The sequence below is a fragment of the Streptomyces sp. NPDC086080 genome (assembly GCF_044540255.1).
In the GTDB taxonomy this organism is placed as follows: domain Bacteria; phylum Actinomycetota; class Actinomycetes; order Streptomycetales; family Streptomycetaceae; genus Streptomyces.
This window is the reverse complement of the sequence record NZ_JBITRU010000004.1, coordinates 258296-276346: the sequence shown is the minus strand read 5'-3', so window position 1 is coordinate 276346 and position 18051 is coordinate 258296. Positions and strand designations below refer to the sequence as shown.

Annotated in this window: 15 protein-coding genes; 6 read left to right on the top strand and 9 right to left on the bottom strand. The window is 71.8% G+C overall.

Features of this window, described 5'->3' with window-relative positions; all coding sequences use genetic code 11:
* Window positions 1–246 precede the first annotated feature (246 nt).
* Window positions 247–1290 carry an NlpC/P60 family protein gene (locus ACIF9R_RS07305; protein WP_399975504.1) on the top strand — a complete coding sequence of 348 codons (1044 nt, stop codon included), beginning with the start codon at window positions 247–249 and terminating at the stop codon, window positions 1288–1290.
* Between the two features lie 22 nt (window positions 1291–1312).
* On the opposite strand, the gene ACIF9R_RS07300 is transcribed toward ACIF9R_RS07305, so the two are convergent.
* Both ACIF9R_RS07300 and ACIF9R_RS07295 read right to left on the bottom strand, forming a co-directional pair.
* Window positions 1313–2044 carry a LuxR C-terminal-related transcriptional regulator gene (locus ACIF9R_RS07300; protein WP_399975501.1) on the bottom strand — a complete coding sequence of 244 codons (732 nt, stop codon included), beginning with the start codon at window positions 2042–2044 and terminating at the stop codon, window positions 1313–1315.
* Window positions 2041–3333 carry a PspC domain-containing protein gene (locus ACIF9R_RS07295; protein ID WP_399975498.1) on the bottom strand — a complete coding sequence of 431 codons (1293 nt, stop codon included), beginning with the start codon at window positions 3331–3333 and terminating at the stop codon, window positions 2041–2043. The genes ACIF9R_RS07300 and ACIF9R_RS07295 overlap by 4 nt, the downstream gene beginning before the upstream one ends.
* A gap of 179 nt (window positions 3334–3512) precedes the next feature.
* Between ACIF9R_RS07295 and ACIF9R_RS07290 the strand changes: the two genes are divergently transcribed.
* A complete protein-coding gene (locus ACIF9R_RS07290) occupies window positions 3513–4865 on the top strand; it encodes a PspC domain-containing protein (protein ID WP_399975496.1) in 1353 nt (450 codons plus the stop codon).
* Window positions 4852–5058, top strand: coding sequence for a hypothetical protein (locus tag ACIF9R_RS07285; protein WP_399975493.1), 207 nt, complete (start codon window positions 4852–4854; stop codon window positions 5056–5058). Before ACIF9R_RS07290 ends, ACIF9R_RS07285 begins: the two co-directional genes overlap by 14 nt.
* On the opposite strand, the gene ACIF9R_RS07280 is transcribed toward ACIF9R_RS07285, so the two are convergent.
* From ACIF9R_RS07280 to ACIF9R_RS07270, 3 genes are all read right to left on the bottom strand, one after another.
* On the bottom strand, window positions 5055–5570 hold the full coding sequence (locus ACIF9R_RS07280; protein WP_399975490.1) for a DoxX family membrane protein: 516 nt from the start codon (window positions 5568–5570) through the stop codon (window positions 5055–5057). The two genes, ACIF9R_RS07285 and ACIF9R_RS07280, sit on opposite strands and share 4 nt — an antisense overlap.
* 141 nt (window positions 5571–5711) lie before the next feature.
* A complete protein-coding gene (locus ACIF9R_RS07275) occupies window positions 5712–6992 on the bottom strand; it encodes a hypothetical protein (RefSeq protein WP_399975488.1) in 1281 nt (426 codons plus the stop codon).
* 239 nt (window positions 6993–7231) lie between these two features.
* A complete protein-coding gene (locus ACIF9R_RS07270) occupies window positions 7232–8026 on the bottom strand; it encodes a class II aldolase/adducin family protein (RefSeq protein WP_399975486.1) in 795 nt (264 codons plus the stop codon).
* Between the two features lie 126 nt (window positions 8027–8152).
* Between ACIF9R_RS07270 and ACIF9R_RS07265 the strand changes: the two genes are divergently transcribed.
* Entirely contained in the window at window positions 8153–8644 is a 492-nt protein-coding gene (locus tag ACIF9R_RS07265) for a pyridoxamine 5'-phosphate oxidase family protein (RefSeq protein ID WP_399975484.1), read from the top strand.
* Between the two features lie 20 nt (window positions 8645–8664).
* Here ACIF9R_RS07265 and guaA read toward each other — a convergent pair whose 3' ends face one another.
* Window positions 8665–10245 (bottom strand): glutamine-hydrolyzing GMP synthase, encoded by a 1581-nt coding sequence (gene guaA, locus ACIF9R_RS07260; protein WP_399975482.1) that lies wholly within the window; start codon window positions 10243–10245, stop codon window positions 8665–8667.
* A gap of 480 nt (window positions 10246–10725) precedes the next feature.
* Between guaA and ACIF9R_RS07255 the strand changes: the two genes are divergently transcribed.
* Both ACIF9R_RS07255 and ACIF9R_RS07250 read left to right on the top strand, forming a co-directional pair.
* The gene (locus tag ACIF9R_RS07255) at window positions 10726–11022 is read left to right on the top strand and encodes a chorismate mutase (RefSeq protein WP_215208653.1); all 297 of its coding nucleotides are present in this window, start codon (window positions 10726–10728) and stop codon (window positions 11020–11022) included.
* A gap of 481 nt (window positions 11023–11503) precedes the next feature.
* The gene (locus ACIF9R_RS07250; protein WP_399975480.1) at window positions 11504–12553 is read left to right on the top strand and encodes an LAETG motif-containing sortase-dependent surface protein; all 1050 of its coding nucleotides are present in this window, start codon (window positions 11504–11506) and stop codon (window positions 12551–12553) included.
* Window positions 12554–12692: 139 nt separating this feature from the next.
* Here ACIF9R_RS07250 and ACIF9R_RS07245 read toward each other — a convergent pair whose 3' ends face one another.
* From ACIF9R_RS07245 to ACIF9R_RS07235, 3 genes are all read right to left on the bottom strand, one after another.
* Entirely contained in the window at window positions 12693–14480 is a 1788-nt protein-coding gene (locus ACIF9R_RS07245) for a GMC family oxidoreductase N-terminal domain-containing protein (protein WP_399975477.1), read from the bottom strand.
* A 75-nt stretch (window positions 14481–14555) separates the two neighbouring features.
* The gene (locus ACIF9R_RS07240) at window positions 14556–16169 is read right to left on the bottom strand and encodes a succinic semialdehyde dehydrogenase (protein ID WP_399975474.1); all 1614 of its coding nucleotides are present in this window, start codon (window positions 16167–16169) and stop codon (window positions 14556–14558) included.
* 176 nt (window positions 16170–16345) lie between these two features.
* Window positions 16346–18049: a serine/threonine-protein kinase gene (locus tag ACIF9R_RS07235; RefSeq protein WP_399975472.1), complete on the bottom strand. Its 1704-nt coding sequence runs from the start codon at window positions 18047–18049 to the stop codon at window positions 16346–16348.
* Window positions 18050–18051 lie beyond the last annotated feature (2 nt).

Here is an 18051-nt window from a genome sequence, read left to right as displayed (position 1 = left end):
CCGATCACTTACGGTCACTCGTCGATCCACCCACGCCACTTTCGCACAACCCGTTACCCGGGGCGCGCGGCGGGGCCTAGCGTCCTCCACCAGGTGACCGGCTCTCCATCGCCGCCCGTGCCAGGGGCGGCGGCCGGGCACCACCGCCGAAAGGTCCGGCGGCGGACGGCTCCCCCGCACATCCCGCCGCCGGACCGCCGGACGACAGTCCGTCCGGTGCGGTCGTCGGAAAGGACGGGCAGCAAGGTGGCAGCGCACCGCAGGTCCCGGAAGCGCTCGGCGGGCGGCCGCACGGCCGCCACCGTCGCCCTCGTCGGCGCTGCCACCGCGACCGGCTTCGCCGGGCCTGCGCTCGCCGAACCACAGTCGACACCGGAGCAGGCCAGAGCCGACATCGCGGTGCTCTATCAGGAGGCGGAGACCGCCACCGAGAAGTACAACGGCGCGAAGGAGAAGGCCGAGTCGGCCCAGCGGCGGCTGCACGATCTGCACGACGAGACGGCCCGCCGGAGGGACCGGCTCAACGACGCGCGGGACGCCCTGGGTTCGGTCGCGGCGGCGCAGTACCGGGGCGGCGGCCTGGACCCCGCCCTGCGACTCCTCCTGTCCGAGAACCCGGACGGCTATCTGGACGGCACCGCCCTCGCCGCACGCGTGGGCAGCCGCCAGAACGCGGAGGTGGGCCGCCTGCGCGGACAACTCCGGGAGATCGAGCGACTGCGCGGGGCCGCCCGCGTCGAGGTGGAGTCGCTGACCGCCCGCCGGGCCGAGATGAAGCGGCACAGGAAGACGATCAACGACAAGCTGACCGCCGCCCGCCGGCTGCTGTCCCGCCTGCCGCCCGAGCAGCACGACGCCGGTACCGACCGGGCCTCACGCTCCTCGACCGACCCCCACAACGGCCCGTCCGCCCCCGGCTCCGTCACCTCCCGGGCCCCGGGCCCCCGCGCGGCGGAGGCCGTCGCCTACGCCTACGAGAAGATCGGCAGCCCCTACGTCTGGGGGGCGACCGGCCCGGACGCCTTCGACTGCTCGGGCCTCGTCCAGGCCGCGTACCGCTCCGCCGGCGTCTCCCTGCCCCGCACGACCTACGCCCAGATCGACGCCGGCCGCCGCGTCCCCCGCTCCGAACTCCTCCCCGGCGACCTGGTCTTCTTCTACTCCGGCATCAGTCACGTCGGCATCTACGTCGGTGACGGCCGGATGATCCACGCACCGAACCCCTCGGCCCCGGTCCGCGTGGCCCCCCTCGACGAGATGCCCTTCGCGGGCGCGACCCGGGTGAGCTGAGCAGCCCGTGCGGGGCCGCGGCTCACACCAGGCGCCGTGCCGTCGCCCAGCGGGTCAGCTCGTGGCGGTTGGAGAGCTGGAGTTTGCGCAGGACCGCAGAGACGTGGGACTCGACCGTCTTCACGGAGATGAACAGCTGCTTGGCGATCTCCTTGTACGCGTACCCCCGGGCGATGAGCCGCAGCACCTCCCGCTCGCGCTGGGTCAGGCGGTCGAGGTCCTCGTCGACCGGCGGAGCGTCGGTCGAGGCGAAGGCGTCCAGGACGAAGCCGGCCAGCCGCGGTGAGAACACCGCGTCGCCCTCCTGGACCCGGAAGATCGAGTCGACCAGGTCGGTCCCGGTGATCGTCTTGGTGACGTACCCACGGGCGCCGCCCCGGATCACCCCGATCACGTCCTCCGCCGCGTCCGACACGGAGAGGGCGAGGAAACGGACCGGCTGCTCGGTGTCGCCCATCAACGGGGCGCAACGGCGCAGCACTTCGACGCCGCCGCCCCCGGGCAGGTGGACGTCGAGCAGGACCACCTCGGGCCGGGTCGCGGTGATGACCGTGACCGCCTGGTCGACGTCGGCGGCCTCGCCGACCACCTCGACGCCGGTCTGCGCGGTCTGCCCGATCTCCGCCTGGACGCCGGTGCGGAACATGCGGTGGTCGTCGACGAGGACCACACGCACATGACGCCCGGCGGGCTCCTCGGACCCGGGGCCCTGCCCCGCTCCCGTCGCTGCGCCCGCCTCGGTCGGCTCGCTCATGACGTCTTCTCCGCCCTCTCCATCTCCAGCTCGACCTCCGTGCCGCCGTCCGGCACCGCGCGCAGCCGCGCCGTGCCGCCGTTGCGCTCCATGCGGCCGATGATCGATTCTCTGACGCCCATGCGGTCGGCGGGTATCGAGTCCAGGTCGAAGCCGGGACCGCGGTCACGGACGGACACGAAGACCTTCTTCCCCTCGACTTCGGCGTAGACCTGCACCGCGCCTCCCTCGCCACCGTACTTGGCGGCGTTGACCATTGCTTCCCGCGCGGCCTGCATCTGTGCGCCGATTCTCTCGTCGAGGGGGCAGTCGCCGACCACGACGACCTCGAGGGGGACGCCGTGCTTGTCCTCGACCTCGGCGGCGTTGCGCTTCACGGCCTCGGCGAGGGTGGTGGGCTCGTCGTCCTCATCCTTGCCGTTGCCCTCCGGCTTGTAGAGCCAGGCGCGCAGATCGCGCTCCTGGGCACGGGCCAGACGGCGTACCTCGCCCGCGTTGTCCGCGTTGCGCTGGATCAGGGTGAGGGTGTGCAGCACCGAGTCGTGGACATGGGCGGCCACTTCCGCGCGTTCCTGCGCGCGGATGCGCATCAGACGCTCCTCGGAGAGGTCCTGCGTCATGCGCACCAGGTAGGGGCCGGCGAGCAGCGTGATGCCGACCAGGACCGCGAGGGCCGCCTGGAGCACCGAGCCGAGGTGGCTGCCGGAGCCCCGCAGGACGAACATGCCCGAGGCGCCCGCCGTCACCAGCAGCACACCGGCCACGGCCCGCAGCAGCGTGACCGTGCGTCGGCGGCGGCCGACCTCCATCCAGCGGGCCCGGCGCGCGTTGTCCGCCTGCCGCCACACCAGGGCGACACCCGCGCCGACCAGGACGGTCGGCCAGAGATACGCCTTGGCGCCGCTGTTCAGGTCCACGCTTCCCACGAAGACCATGGCCACCACGACCATGAGGAGCAGGGCGACGATCTGCCCCTTGTCGGGTCTGCGGGTGACGAGTCTGCGCCGGCCGTCCGGCGCCGTCTCGGTCGTCACCGGCGGGGCCGGCTTCTGCGCGTCCACCCCTCCGACACCGAGCGGTACGAAGAACCAGAACGCGGCATACAGCAGGGCACCGAGACCGTCGGCCATGAACAGGGCGACGAAGACGAGACGCACCCAGATCACGGGCAGCCCGAGGTGTCCGGCGAGCCCCCGCGCCACGCCACCGAGCCAGCGTCCGTCACTGCTGCGGTAGAGCTTGCGCGGCGGCCGCGGCTCGACGACTGGCGCTGCTGCGGCTTCCGACATGCCAACGATGGTCACACGCCCGGAATACGGGAGCATCAGGGTCCGTCCCGGAGACTCCCCTGATCTCCCCGCTCCGGGCCCCTCGAACCCTCCCCGGGTCCCGCTCAGGGACCGATATCAGGGTCCGGCCAGGGTCGTTCCGACTCCCGCCACGGCGGCTCGCCCGTCACCATGGACCCATGACCGATCACCAGCACACCGCGGCGGGTCCGGGGGGAGCGACCGCCGCGCCGCCGGAGACACCCGGCGGGCCCGGCCCCGCGGACCCGGACCTCCGTTTCCGGAGGGACCGCCGGCACCAGATGCTGGGCGGCGTCTGCGCGGGGCTCGGCCGGCAGTGCGACATGGACCCGGTGATCTTCCGGATCACCCTCGCGGTCCTGTCCGCCACCGGCGGCATCGGTCTCATCTTCTACGGTTTCGCCTGGCTCTTCGTCCCGTACGAGGACGAGGAGGAGAACGGCATCCGCCGGCTGCTGACCGGCCGGGTCGACGGCCACACCCTGACGGCCGTGCTGTTCGCACTCGTCGGCTGCGGCGTCTTCCTCACCATGCTGAGGAATGAAGGCGTGCTGAGCTTCGCCGTCATACTGTCCCTGCTCCTCGCCGGCGCCGGCTACTGGTCGCGGCGGCGCGGCGCGCCCAGCACCGACCACATCGCCGCCCAGGCCGCCGCCGACGCCCCGCCGGAGCCCCAGGCGCCACCGGTTCCCGACGCCTTCCCGTCGTGGTGGCGCGATCCCATCGTCAAGGACGGCACGCATGTCGGCGGCACAGGCTATCTGTGGGGCCCCCGGGACACCCGCGACCTGGACATCTCCGCCGCCGTGAACATCGGCCTCGACTCCCGCACCCGCGACAGACCGCACGCACCGCTCCACAGACCGCCGAAGCCCCGCGGCCCTCGCGGGATCGGCGGCTGGATCTTCCTGTCCGCCCTGATCGCGGCCGGTCTCGGCACCGGCCTGACCTGGGAGACGCACCCGCTCGGCACCAGCCTGCAGACCGGTCTGGCCTGCGCGCTCGGCGTCTTCGGCGTCGGCGTGGCCGTCAGCGCCTTCCTCGGTCGTACCGGGGCGGGATCGATCGTCCTGGCACTCCTCACGGCGGGTCTGCTGACCGGCTCGACCGCGGTCCCCAAGGACATCGGCACCGACTGGGCGCGCACGACCTGGGAGCCCACCTCGGTCGCGCAGATCCGTCCCACGTACGACCTGGGCGGGGGCGAGGGCGAGCTGGACCTGTCCTCGATACGCCTCCCCGAGAACGACACCGTCTCGACGAGGGCGCACGTCAGCCTGGGCCGGATCCATGTGATCGTGCCCAGGGACGTGACCGTGAGGCTGAGCATCGATGTGGGCGTGGGTGACATCCAGGTGCCGGGCGACAGGCGGAAGGACGTGGACGTGGCACCCGGCAAGCACACACAGCTGACCCTGGAACCGCCCGCGGGCACCAAGCCGGCGGGAACCCTGGATCTCGAGCTCCATGTCGGTGTCGGACAGGCGGAGGTGAGCCGTGCTACGTCATGAGTTCCAGCCCGGCAGGCTGGTCGCCGGTCTCTCCCTCACCGCCGCCGCGGTGCTCTACGCCGGCGACGCGGGCGGCGCCTGGGACACCCCGTGGTTCGTCATGATCCCCGTCGTCCTGGGTGGTCTCTGTTTGGCCGGCGCGGTGGGTTCACTGACCGGCCGCAGACGCCGCCGCAGGGTGTCGGAGAACTAGCGGTACTCCCCCGTCCGCCGCCGTCGCCGTGCACGAAGGGCCGCGTCCACGGACAGCAGCGGAGCGCCCGCCAGCACCAGGGGGATCCAGGCCATGAGATACGGGAGGTCATTGCCGTAGTAGTACGGATCGGCGGCCCAGCTCACGGTCAGCCACAGGCTGAGGGAGATCAGCGCACCGCCGAGTGCGGCGAGGCGGGTGAGCAGCCCGAGCAGGGTACCGATGCCGACGGCCAGTTCCCCGAGGGCGATGGCGTAGCCGAAGGCGACGGGACTCTCCAATGCCATGTCGACCATCGCGGGGATGGCGGAGGAGTCCCGGACGGCGCGCATCATCTCCCCGATGGAACCGGCGCCGGAGTCCTTCATGAACGCGCTGTCCGTGAGCTTGTCCAGGCCGGCGTAGATGAAGGTGACGCCGAGGAAGACGCGCAGGGGGACCAGGGCGTGGCGGGTGGCGGTGTCCCGCCAGTTCCGGTCGCCGTCGAAGTGGGGGCGCGTGTCCGTGCGCATACCGTGAGCCATCCCTGTCCGCCGCCTCTCACTGCCGTGCCGGGGCCGCCCTTCTGACCATACGTACGACAATCTGGCGCGGCTCAACCCTGGGCGCGCGGTATTTCTTGAAAGCACCGGTGCCGCGGGGCTCCGGCCGTGTCAGTCGGTCACGTCGATCGTGTAGCGGTTCGTTTCCACGCCCGCCGCGGTGACGACCTGGACGTCCACGCGGCCCGGTTCGACGTCCGCGGGTACCGGCACCGTCAGCAGCGCGTCCGTGGGGTTGTCGAAGCCGCCGGTGACCGGGACCAGCGGCACGTGGACGTTCACCGTCCCCACGCGCACCACCATCCGCGACAACCGGTCCGCCCCCTGCGCACCGACCGGCACGAACCCGGCCCCCCGGATCTCGATGTCGTCCCCGGTCCGGATCGGCGCGTCCAGATCGCCCGCCTCCCGTGCCCGCACCACCGAGAGAATCACCGGACGCCCGCCCTCCGCGTACTTCCCCGCGAGATACGTCCCCGCCGACACCAGCACCACCACCGCCAGTCCCCACGGCAGATCCGGCAACTGCTCGGGCCGCCGGGCCAGCCGCACCGCGGCGAAGGCCAGGGCGACCCCGCTGATCACGACGTACTGGATGTCGGCGAAGCTCCCCCGCCCCGCGTCGTCGGTCAGCAGGTCCGCCGCCCTGGGCCGGTAGGCGCGTACCTTCTGCAGCCGCTGCCCCTGCACCCGCAGCCCGACCACCCGTCGGACCAGCACAGCGATCCCGCACACCACGGCCAGCACGGTCACGACACCCGCACCGCGGGCGAGTTCGAGCCCGTCGATCAGCGCATCGCGCTCCCGGTTCCCGGAGGCGGCCGCCAGTTGCCCCACCAGCACGAGCACGGCGAACGCCAGGAACAGCACCCAGCACGCCGCCACCGCACGGGAGGTGGAGAGCCGGTTGTCCTCCCCGATCACCGGCGCCAGCACACCACCGCGCGCCCGGTGGAACCAGGACGCGGCGGTCAGCGCGCCGGCCACCACCAGCGCGGCCAGCAGCCCCGCGGTGCGCGCGGCGGTCCACCCCGCGCCGATCGCCGTGAGCGCCTGTCCGAGGAGCAGCAGGACGACACCCGCCCACACCACGGCGGCGGTCCACCGCCACAGCCCGGTCAGCCAGGCCTCGCCCTCGGCCCGCCCCCGCTCGGCGACGGCCTCCGCGGCCTGTGTCAGCTCCTCGGACACCCACTGCCGGGAGGCGGAGGCGGAGTGCGCCACCGCCGCCGGCACGCCCTGTCCGGCCGCGAACCCGTCCCGCTTCAGCAGGAACGCGGCGACCGCGCGCCGATGCCCCTCACGCGCCCCGTGCGGACAGTCTCCGCAGGTGCAGCCGCCCTCGTGCGCCCCCGCGTCCACCCCGCCCTGCCTCGCCTCGTGCACCGCCACGCCCGAAGCCCGCCTTCCCCGCCATTGATCAAGAACCCACGACAACACGACCACGACAACACGCCACGGCCAGAACCACGGCCAGAACTACGACCACAACCACAACCACGACCACTGCCGACGAACACCGGGCAAGTCCCCCGTGACGAGAGCGAATTGTGCCCTACCGCCACCCCTCCCCGTCCGGCAGGCCCGGTCCGTGAGAGTGAACTTCGAGGCGCCTCGTTGACCACCCGCACTCAGCTCAGGAGATCCGGCTCGCTCCGGGTGATCTCCTGCCACATCGGCTGGTAGTTGATCCACGCCACGAGGTCCCCGCCGAGCTGCTCCCGGGTCGCGACCGCCTGCCGGTGGTCGATGAGGACCGGCCGGCCCGCCGCCCTCGCGGTGAGCTGCACCCGGCAGGACCGTTCCATGCTCACGAACCACCAGGCCGCCGCGTCCACCGAGTCGCCCACGGTGAGCAGTCCGTGGTTGCGCAGTACCAGCGCCTTGTGGGACCCGAGCACCTCCGCGATGCGCCGCCCCTCCCCGGCGTCGACCGTGACGCCGCTGTAGGCGTCGTAGAGGGCGTGGTCCTCGTAGAAGGCGCAGCTCTCCTGGCTGATGGGGTCCAGCAGGTCACCGAGGGCGGCGAGGGCCCGCCCGTGCACGGAGTGGCAGTGGGCGACGGCGACGACATCGGGCCGGGCCGCGTGCACCTGGGCGTGCACGGTGAACGCGGCCTGGTTGACATGGTGGCCGCCCTCGACGACCTGGCCGTCCCGGTTGGCGAGGACCAGGTCGCTCACCGTGACGTGCCGGAAGGGCATGCCGAACGGGTTGACCCAGAAGCAGTCGCTGAATTCCGGGTCGCGTGCGGTGATGTGCCCCGAGACACCGTCCTCGAAGCCGAGCCGCCCGAAGAGCCGCAACGCGCCCGCGAGCCGTCCCTTGCGGTGCCGGCGCTCGTCCTCCATCGACTCGTGCATGGGCGGCATGGCGAAGCGCAGTCGGTCGGTGGGCAGCGGCAGGGGCGGCGTGGGCCCGTGCATAAGTCCTCCCGCAGGGGGTTTGCGTACGAGGCGGAAGTTACCGGTGGGCCGCCCCGTACGACAGCTCTGTTCCGTAACGCCGGATATCCGACACCGGTTGTCCGGTATTCGCGCCACACTCGGCCCATGAGCACAGACACGACCGTGAACTGGGCTGCCTTCACCGCGGCCGAACCCGAGCTGGCGAAGACCGTCGAGGAACGCTTCGCCGCGTACACCCACCACGTCCTCGCGACCGTCCGCAGGGACGGCTCGCCGCGTACCACCGGCCTGGAGGTCCGTTTCCTGAACGGGGAGCTCTGGCTCGGCATGATGCCGGACTCGCTCAAGGCGCTGGACCTGCGTCGCGACCCGCGCTTCGCGCTCCAGGCGAACCCGGGTGAGGGCACCGGCATGGGCGGCGGCGACGTCCGCGTCGGCGGCCGGGCGGTCGAGATCCCCGCGGAGGACACGCGGACGCGGGCCCGGTATGCCGAAGAGGTGGAACCGCCGGAGCCGTTCCACCTCTTCCGCACCGAGCTGACGGAGGTCGTACGGACCAGCGTCGAGGACGAGAAATACCTGGTCGTCCAGGTCTGGAAGCCCGGAGAGCCGGTGCGGACCCTCAAACGGACATGACCGCCCGGACTACTCCTGCACTACTCCCACTCGATGGTCCCCGGCGGCTTGGAGGTGACGTCGAGGACGACGCGGTTGACGTCGCGCACCTCGTTGGTGATGCGGGTGGAGATCTTCGCGAGGACGTCGTACGGCAGCCGCGACCAGTCGGCGGTCATGGCGTCCTCGCTGGAGACCGGGCGCAGCACGATCGGGTGACCGTAGGTGCGGCCGTCGCCCTGGACGCCCACCGAACGCACATCCGCCAGCAGGACGACCGGGCACTGCCAGATGTCCCGGTCGAGGCCGGCCGCGGTGAGCTCCTCACGGGCGATGGCGTCGGCCTCGCGGAGCAGGTCGAGCCGCTCCTTGGTGACCTCGCCGACGATCCGGATGCCGAGGCCGGGGCCGGGGAACGGCTGGCGCTGCACGATCTCCTCCGGCAGGCCGAGTTCCTGGCCGACCATCCGGACCTCGTCCTTGAACAGCTTGCGCAGCGGCTCGATCAGCTTGAACTCGAGGTCCTCGGGGAGGCCGCCGACGTTGTGGTGGGACTTGATGTTGGCGGTGCCGGTGCCGCCGCCGGACTCCACGACGTCCGGGTAGAGCGTGCCCTGGACCAGGAACTCCACGGCCGGGCCCGCGTCCGCGATGATCTCGGCCTGGGCCTGCTCGAAGACCCGGATGAACTCGCGGCCGATGATCTTCCGCTTCTCCTCGGGGTCCGAGACGCCCTTGAGCGCGGTCAGGAACCGCTCCTCGGCCTCCACGACCTTCAACTGCACGCCCGTCGCGGCGACGAAGTCCTTCTCGACCTGCTCGGTCTCGCCCTTGCGCATCAGACCGTGGTCGACGTACACGCAGGTCAGCTGGGAGCCGATGGCCTTCTGGACGAGGGCGGCGGCGACCGCGGAGTCGACTCCGCCGGACAGACCGCAGATGGCGCGCCGGTCGCCGACCATCTCGCGGATCGCGGCGACCTGCTCCTCGATGACACTGCCGGTGGTCCAGTCGGGGCTCAGACCCGCGCCCCGGTACAGGAAGTGTTCCAGCACCTGCTGCCCGTGCGTGGAGTGCATCACCTCGGGGTGGTACTGGACGCCGTAGAGCTTCTTCTCGTCGTTCTCGAAGGCGGCGACCGGGACCACGTCCGTGGAGGCCGTGACGGTGAAGCCCTCGGGTGCGGCGGAGCAGGCGTCGCCGTGCGACATCCAGACGGCCTGCTCGCCCGGGGTGCCCTCGAAGAGGGTGGAGGAGTTCTTGGAGACGTGCAGATCCGTACGGCCGTACTCACGGGAGCCGGTGTTGTCCACCTGACCGCCCAGGCTCTGGGCCATGAGCTGGAAGCCGTAGCACATGCCGAAGACGGGGACGCCGGCCTCGAAGATCTCGCGGTCGAGACGGGGGGCGCCCTCCTCGTACACGGACGACGGGCCGCCGGAGAGGATGATCGCCGCCGGGTTCTTGGCGAGCATCTCGGTGACCGGCATGGTGCTCGGCACGATCTCGCTGTAGACCCGCGCCTCGCGGACGCGACGGGCGATGAGCTGGGCGTACTGCGCGCCGAAGTCGACGACCAGAACGGTGTCGGGCGCGTTGGCAGCGGGAGACGCTGATGACACGAGGTGCCTTCCGGCGGTGGGGCGGGAGTCTTGTGCCTCCCGATTCTACCGAGGCGGCGGAGGGACACGTCCCGGGCCGACCGGGGATGGCACCGGACCAGGGGACGCACGGCACCGGACCGGGGGACGCACGACACCGGACGGGGGGACGCACGGCACCGGACCGGATGACACACGGTGGCACGGGACCGGAGAACAGAGCCCGTCACCGCGCCCGCCCCACCCCGCCCCCGTCTCACCATGCGGCCGACCTTGGACAGCCGCGGCCCACCGGGCATACTGGGCCGCATGCTCACGCACCCGACCTTCCTCTTTACCTATGGCACCCGGCCCGCCGGCTGCCATGGTCGTGCTGCTTGAGCAACTGACAAGCGACTTCCCAGGCGCCCCGGGCCGACAAGGTCCGGGGCGCCTGTCGTTTTCTTCCGGACCTGGCCGCTCCGGGGCACCGGCCCCACCCACTCACCGAGGAGCCCCGACATGACCGCCACCACGACCGAGCCGGCCGAGAAGACCGGCGCCCGCACCACCGAGGCCGCCGAACTGATCACCGGCGCCCGTGAGCGGATCGACGCGCTCGACGACCGGATCATCGGACTGGTGCAGGAACGGATGGCCGTGTCGGCCGTCATCCAGAAGGAACGGATCGCCTCCGGCGGCCGGCGCGTGAACCTCTCCCGTGAGATGGAGATCCTCGCCACCTACCGGGACGCCCTGGGCAAGCCCGGCACCACGCTGGCGATGACCCTGCTGGAGCTGTGCCGGGGCAGGATCTGAAGCGGCGTCCCCCGGTACGGACGTACGCACCGCCTCTCACCCGTCCGGCGCGTGACCGGTGCCCCGGCGGTCTCGTTGGCACCGGTGTCCGCGTCAGCCAGGGGCGGGCCCGAGAGAGAACCACGCGTGGCTCACCGGAGCGATGAGGCGTACGGATCACGTCGTACGTCGTGGGACCTCGCTCCGGACGGGTGACCGGGCGGCCGGGGACAGCGGCCCGGTCACAGCGGAACGGCCGGCTCCGGGGACGCCCGGAGCCGGCCGACACGCGTCACGGGCCGCGGTCCCCGACCCGACCTCCCCGGCATGCGGGCACGTGACCCAGCTCACATAAGAATTGTGTGAGGTCCGGGGCAACCCTTCGCCGGCCTCGTTGATCAAACCACCGAAACCAAGGGCCACAGCCGCGCCCCACACGCGGAGGCCTCCCGCACTCGTGCCTGCCGCGGTCACGCGGCACACCGGACATCCCGAGGTCTTCATGAAGCTTCGCCGCGCCATGGCCGTAGCGGCCGCGACGGCCGTGATAGCCCCGGTCGCCCTGCTCGCGGCCCCCGCCGCGTACGCGACCGACCCCACGCCGAGCGCGACCGCGACCGAGTCCACGGCCGGTGACGACACGACCGACGCGTCCCCGTCCGCTCCGGCCGAGACGACGGACTCGACGGAGTCGACGGAGTCGACGGAGTCCTCGGACAAGACCGAGCTCGACGCGTCCGAGAACGAGTCGTCCGCGTCCACCTCCACCTCGCCGTCCGCGTCCGCCTCGGCGTCGACGACCGCCCCCGCGCCGAGCGCCGGCGAGAGCACCCCGGCCGAGGACGAGGACGAGGACCCCGAGCTCTGCCTCGACGAGGACGGCGGGGAAGCGGCCGAGCTCAGCACCGACCTGCGCAGCGGTCTGGCGGGGCTGCCCGACACGATCGTGGCCGGCAGCGGCTGGACGGCGTTCTCGTTCAACGTGACCAACCGCGGCGACGAGAAGATCAAGAACATCAAGCCGCTGATCGGCGTCGCCGCCGTCGGCTGGAACGACATGAAGGACTACTCCGGCAAGATCACCGTCCAGGTGTTCGACAAGGCCACCGGGAAGTGGAACACGCTCGCGGACGCCGCGGGTGAGGGCGCCACGTTCGCCGCGTTCTCGCTCGGTGCCGGCCAGTCGGTCTCGTACCAGCTGCGCCTCAGTGTCAGCGGCAAGGTGCCCGACGCGCTCGGCCTGACCGGCGGTCTCGCCGCGTACGCGGACGACGAGGGCTGCTGGGTCGCCGACGACCCCAACGGCTGGGCGTACTTCTTCGACATCCTGGCCGCCGGCTCCGACGCCGGTGAGCCGAACGACGCCAAGCCGCAGACCGGTGGCACGACCGAGCTCGACAAGGTCAGCGACGTGAAGGTCACCGGCAGCCTCGCCGAGACCGGCTCCAGCTCCGCTCTGCCGATGATCGGTCTGGTCGGCGGCGCCGCCGTCGTGGCCGGTGCCGGCGCGGTGTTCGTGGTGCGGCGGCGCAAGGCCGGCACGGAGGCGTAACCCCACTGAGGCGTAACCCCTCGGTGCCGCGCCGACCCGCGCGGCACCACCCAGGACAAGGGAAAAGGACCTGAGCTCGGAGGGGGGCCCAGGTCCTTTTTCCTTCTCTCTCCTCGCGGCGCCGTGCCCGCTACTTCGTCTACTTCTTCGGCGGCACCGCCGGAATCCCCAGGAAGGGCAGCTTCAGCGCGCCGAACGCGTCCGCCGGGACCGCCGGGGCCTTCGGCTCGACCGGCGTGAGCCGCCGGTACGGTTCGCCCTGCACCGGCCGCGTGTCGGCCTCCCCCTTGTTCGGCCAGTACGACATCGCGCGCTCGGCCTGGGCCGTGATGGTCAGGGAGGGGTTGACGCCCAGGTTCGCCGAGACCGCCGCCCCGTCCACCACCGAGATGCCGGGGTGGCCGTAGAGGCGGTGGTACGGGTCGATCACACCGGTGTCGCGGGAGCCGCCGATCGGACAGCCGCCCAGGAAGTGCGCGGTCAGCGGCATGCCCGTCAGCTCGCCGACGTTCGAGCCGGCGAAGCCGTTGATCTCGGCCGCCAGCGCCGAGGCGCCTTCGGTGGCCGCCTTGATCTGCTTGGGGTTGGGTGCGCCATGGCCCTGCCGGGCGGTGAGCAGCCCGCGGCCGGCGCCGGACTGCTTGATGGACGTCGTCAGGGAGTTGTCCAGGGACTGCATCACCAGCCCGATGATGGTCCGCTCCGACCAGCGCCGGTTGGACAGCGAACGCACCAGCATCACGGGGTGTCTCGCCGCGTTGCCCAGCCAGCCCAGCACCCGGGCGGCGCCCGAGCCGCCGCCCGCGTACGGCACCTGGAGGATGGACAGCCCGCCCATCGAGTTGGAGCCCTTGCCGTAACGGACCGGCTCGATGTGGGTGTTCTCGTCGGGGTGGATCGAGGAGGTGATGGCCACACCGCGGGTGAAGTCGGCCCTCACCTCACCGGTTGCCTTGCGGTAGCGGCGGTTGTCGGTCTGCGCGCCGACGAGCGCCTCGGAGTTGGTACGGGTCAGCTCGCCCAGCCGGTCCGAGAGGTGCGGCAGCTGCCCTCCGTCCCGCATCCGGTGCAGCAGCGTCTGGGTGCCATAGGTGCCGGCGGCGAGGACCACCCGCCGGGCGCGGTAGGTACGGCCCTTGCCCTTGCGGCGGTTGTCGGTCGGGAGCGTGGCGACCGCGTATCCGCCCTGCGCGTCCTCCGTCACCGACACCACCGTGGTCATGGGGTGCACCACGGCGCCCGTCTTCTCGGCGAGGTGGAGGTAGTTCTCGTTGAGGGTGTTCTTCGCGCCGTGCCGGCATCCGGTCATGCACTCGCCGCACTCGGTGCAGGCCCGGCGTGAGGGTCCCGCCCCGCCGAAGTACGGGTCGGGCACTTCCTGCCCCGGCGTCGCCTTCGCCGTGCCGTCGGCGTCCTCGCCGTCGCCGAAGAAGACACCGACGGGGGCCATGTGGAAGGAGTCGCCCACGCCCATCCGCTCGGCCGCCGCCTTGAGATGCACGTCCGACGGGGTCATCGTCGGGTTGAGCCGCACGCCGAGCATGCGCCGCGCCTGGTCGTAGTACGGCTTCAGCTCGTCCTGCCAGTCGGTGATGTGCCCCCACTGCGGATCGTCGAAGAACGGCTTGGGCGGTACGTAGAGGGTGTTGGCGTAGTTGAGGGAGCCGCCGCCGACGCCCGCGCCGGCCAGGACCATGACGTTGCCGAGCAGATGGATGCGCTGGATGCCGTACATGCCGAGCTTCGGGGCCCAGAGGTAGTTCTTCAGGTCCCAGGAGTTCTTCGGCAGGGTCTCGCGGGTGAAGCGCCGGCCGGCCTCCAGGACGCCGACGGCGTATCCCTTCTCCGTCAGGCGGAGGGCGGACACGGAGCCGCCGAAGCCGGAGCCGACGACGATGACGTCGTAGTCGTAAGCGTCTTCAGGCACGGAGGGCTCCCCTTTGAGTTCGCGTGCGGGTCGTGTGTGGCCGGTCGCGCGGTTCCTCGCGCACCTTGAGGCAGCTCACCTGAACCGGAAGGCCTTCATCAGACGCAGACTGCGGCTCATGAAGGCCGCGTACGTCTCGTCGTCCATGCCCAGTGAGGGCGCCATCGGCAGCAGCCGCTGGTGGGCCACGGTCTGTGCCTCGGTGTACTTGAGGATCCCCTCGGAGCCGTGCCGGCGGCCGAGACCGGAGTCCTTCATGCCGCCCATGGGCGACTGGACACTGCCGTACGCGGGCGCGTACCCCTCGTTGATGTTGACGGTGCCGGTGCGCAGCCGGGCGGCGATCTCGCGGCCGCGCCGGGCGTTCCTGGTCCAGACGGAGGAGTTCAGGCCGTACGGGGTGGAGTTGGCGGCGTCGACCGCCTCGTCGTCGGAGGAGAAGCGGTAGACGGAGACGACCGGGCCGAAGGTCTCCTCCGAGCAGACGCTCATGGGGTTCTCCACCCCGTCGAGGATGGTCGGCTCGTAGAAGTAGGGGCCGATGTCCGGGCGGGCCGTGCCGCCCGCGAGCACCTTGGCGCCCTTGGCGACCGCGTCGTCCACGTGCCGGGTGACGGCGTCCAGCTGGCGCTGCCCGACCAGTGAGCCCATGCCGGCGCCGTAGGCGAGGGAGGTGCCGAGGCGGATGGCCTTGGTGCGGGCGGCGAAGCGCTCCAGGAAGGCGTCGGCGACCGACTCGTGGACGTACAGACGCTCGATCGAGATGCACAGCTGGCCGGCGCTGGAGAAGCAGGCGCGGACGGCGCCGGCCGCGGCCTTGTCGAGGTCGGCGTCCTCCAGGACCAGCATGGCGTTCTTGCCGCCGAGTTCGAGGGAGACGCCGACCAGGCGGGCGGCGGCGCCCTGGGCGACCTCGCGGCCGGTACGGGTGGAGCCGGTGAAGGAGACGTAGTCGGCGTGGCGGACGACCTCGGGGCCGACAACCGGGCCCTCACCGAGGACGACCTGGAAGACGTCGGCGGGCAGTCCGGCCTCGATCAGCAGGTCACGGGCCCACAGCGCGGTGAGGCAGGTCTCCGTGTCGGGCTTCATCACGACCGCGTTGCCCGCGGCGAACGCCGGGAGCGCGTCGCCGACGGAGAGTTCGAGCGGGTAGTTCCAGGGGGCGATCTGGCCCACGACACCACGCGGGTGACGCAGCTCGGTGACCTTCGTCAGGGTCGGCATGGCGCCCGCGTGCCGCTTGGGCCGCAGATAGGCGGCGGCCCGGCGGCCGTAGTGGCGGGCGGCGACGGCGACCGCCTGCACCTCCTCGTGGGCGTGCAGCCGTGCCTTTCCGGTCTCCAGCTGGATCAGGTCGAGCACCTCGGCCTGGCGCTCCAGCACCAGGTCGTGGAAGCGGAGCAGGACGGCGGCGCGCTGCCGTACCGGTATCTGCGCCCAGACGACCTGGGCGGCGCGGGCCGCCTCGAAGGCCCCGGCCACGTCCTCGGGCGTCGACTCGGGCAGCTCGGCCAGCTTCTCCCCGGTGAAGGGGGTGTGGTTGGCGGTCCGGCCGGAGCCGGCCACCCCCTTGGTGAGCCGGGCGACCAGCTCCGGCGTGACCACGTCGGCGGCGGTGCGAGCGCCCTCCGGGGCGGGGGCGAGGGGATTGGTGCCGGTGGTTTCCCGGGTCTGCGCGTCCGTCATGAGCCGCAGGGTATGCCGGAGCGCACCCTTTGTGTACCCGTCGGTAACAGATTCCCGCACGACCTGCACACCGCCAGTGAACGCTGGCAACAAACGCACTGATCAGGGCGTTGCCGATCGGACCGGAACTGGTCGACTACGTTTCGGTCTCGGGCCGGTCCGGCCGCCCTGCCTCTTCAGAGCTTGTGGATGTCCCAGGACTTCATGGCCGTGCGGGCGATCTCCCGGCCCTCCTCCGTGAAGTGGCCCTTGCCCGGATAGACGACCCAGAGCCGGTACATGTCGCCGGCCTTGTTCCGGTAGTACATGACCTGCGCCTCCCGCACGACGGGTTGGGTGGCGGTGTCCGTGTAGACGATGGTGTTCGTGGCCGCGTCACGGTCCTTGTACGTGGTCTCGCGCGGCTGCCCCTCGGGCGCCGGTTCACTGGCGATGTTCCACCCGTACTCGCCGTCCTTCAGCAGGTTCCAGTGTGCGAAGGCCTCCTCCGACGCCGATGCCGGCAGCTCGTCGTTCTTGTCGTCGGCCTTGAGGTCGCGGTCGGTCTCGATCCGCACCATTCCGCTCGGGTCGGTGAAGGAGACGACCGTCCCGTCCCCGTCCTCGGCGGGCTCGTCCTTCACAAAACCCTCGGGGACCGCGAGGGTGACACCCACCCTGTCCCCGAGGTCGTGCTGCTTCCAGCCGTCCGGGAGGGGACCCGCAAAGGGGTCGGCGACCACGAGATACGCCGCCACCGCCGCGGCGACCACCGCCGCGCCCAGACCGGTCAGCGTCCTGCGGCCGATCCGGATGCCCTTGCCGCCGCGGCCGGGCCCGGGAAGCGGGGCGATCTGCGTGGGCTGCGGGGCGGGCGGGTTCGCGGCGTCTTCGAGTACGGCGCGGACCTGGGCGGCGTTCGGCCGGCGCGCCGGGTCCTTCTGCAGCAGGGCGGTGATGATCCCGGCCAGCGGTCCCTGCGCGGAGGCGGGTGGCGCCGGGGTCGCGTTGAGCACGGACTGGAGGGTGGCGGGGGTGTTGCTGCGGCGGAACGGAGAGACCCCCTCCGTCGCCGCGTACAGCACCACACCGAGCGACCACAGGTCGGAGGCGGGGCCGGGGCGCTGGCCCAGCACCCGTTCCGGCGCGATGTACTCCGGCGAACCGACGAAGCCGCCGGTGTCGGTCAGATTGGTCTCGCCCTCGATCCGGGCGATGCCGAAGTCGGTGAGCACGACCCGGTCGTGTCGGCCGAGCAGTACGTTGTCCGGCTTCACGTCCCGGTGCAGGATGCCCGCCGCGTGGGCGGCCTCCAGCGCGCCGAGCACCTCCAGGCCGACCCTGGCGGCCTCGCGCGCGGAGAGGGTGCCCTCCTCCTGGAGCACGGCGCCGAGCGAACGGCCCTGGACCAGCTCCATCACGATCCACGGCCGGCCGTCGACCACCGCGACATCGTGGACGTTGACCACCGCGGGGTGGTCGAGCCGCGCGGCGGCGCGGGCCTCCCTGCGCATCCGCTCGAAGGCGTTGGAACGTTCGCGTTCGGGAAGGTGGTCCGGGACGCGCGGTTCCTTGACGGCGACCTCACGGTCCACCGTCTCGTCCTTGGCCCGCCACACCGTGCCCATGCCGCCGTGCCCCAGCTTGGCGAGCAGCCGGTAGCGTCCGGCGATCAGCCGCCCGGTACCGGGGTCGGGCGCGCCCGCCGACCGGGGCGTCCGGTCCTGCCCGGCACCCTGCGGGTGCGCCTGCTGAGTCGCGTGCGCCTGCTGCGGGACCACCTGGGTCGATGCCGCGTACGGGTTGTCGGGGTGCGGCACCGCCGTGGGCGGGTTCGGCGGTTGCAGATCAAAACTGGTGGGCTCGTCGGCCCCTCTGCGGGCTCCCCCGTTGTTGCTCATGG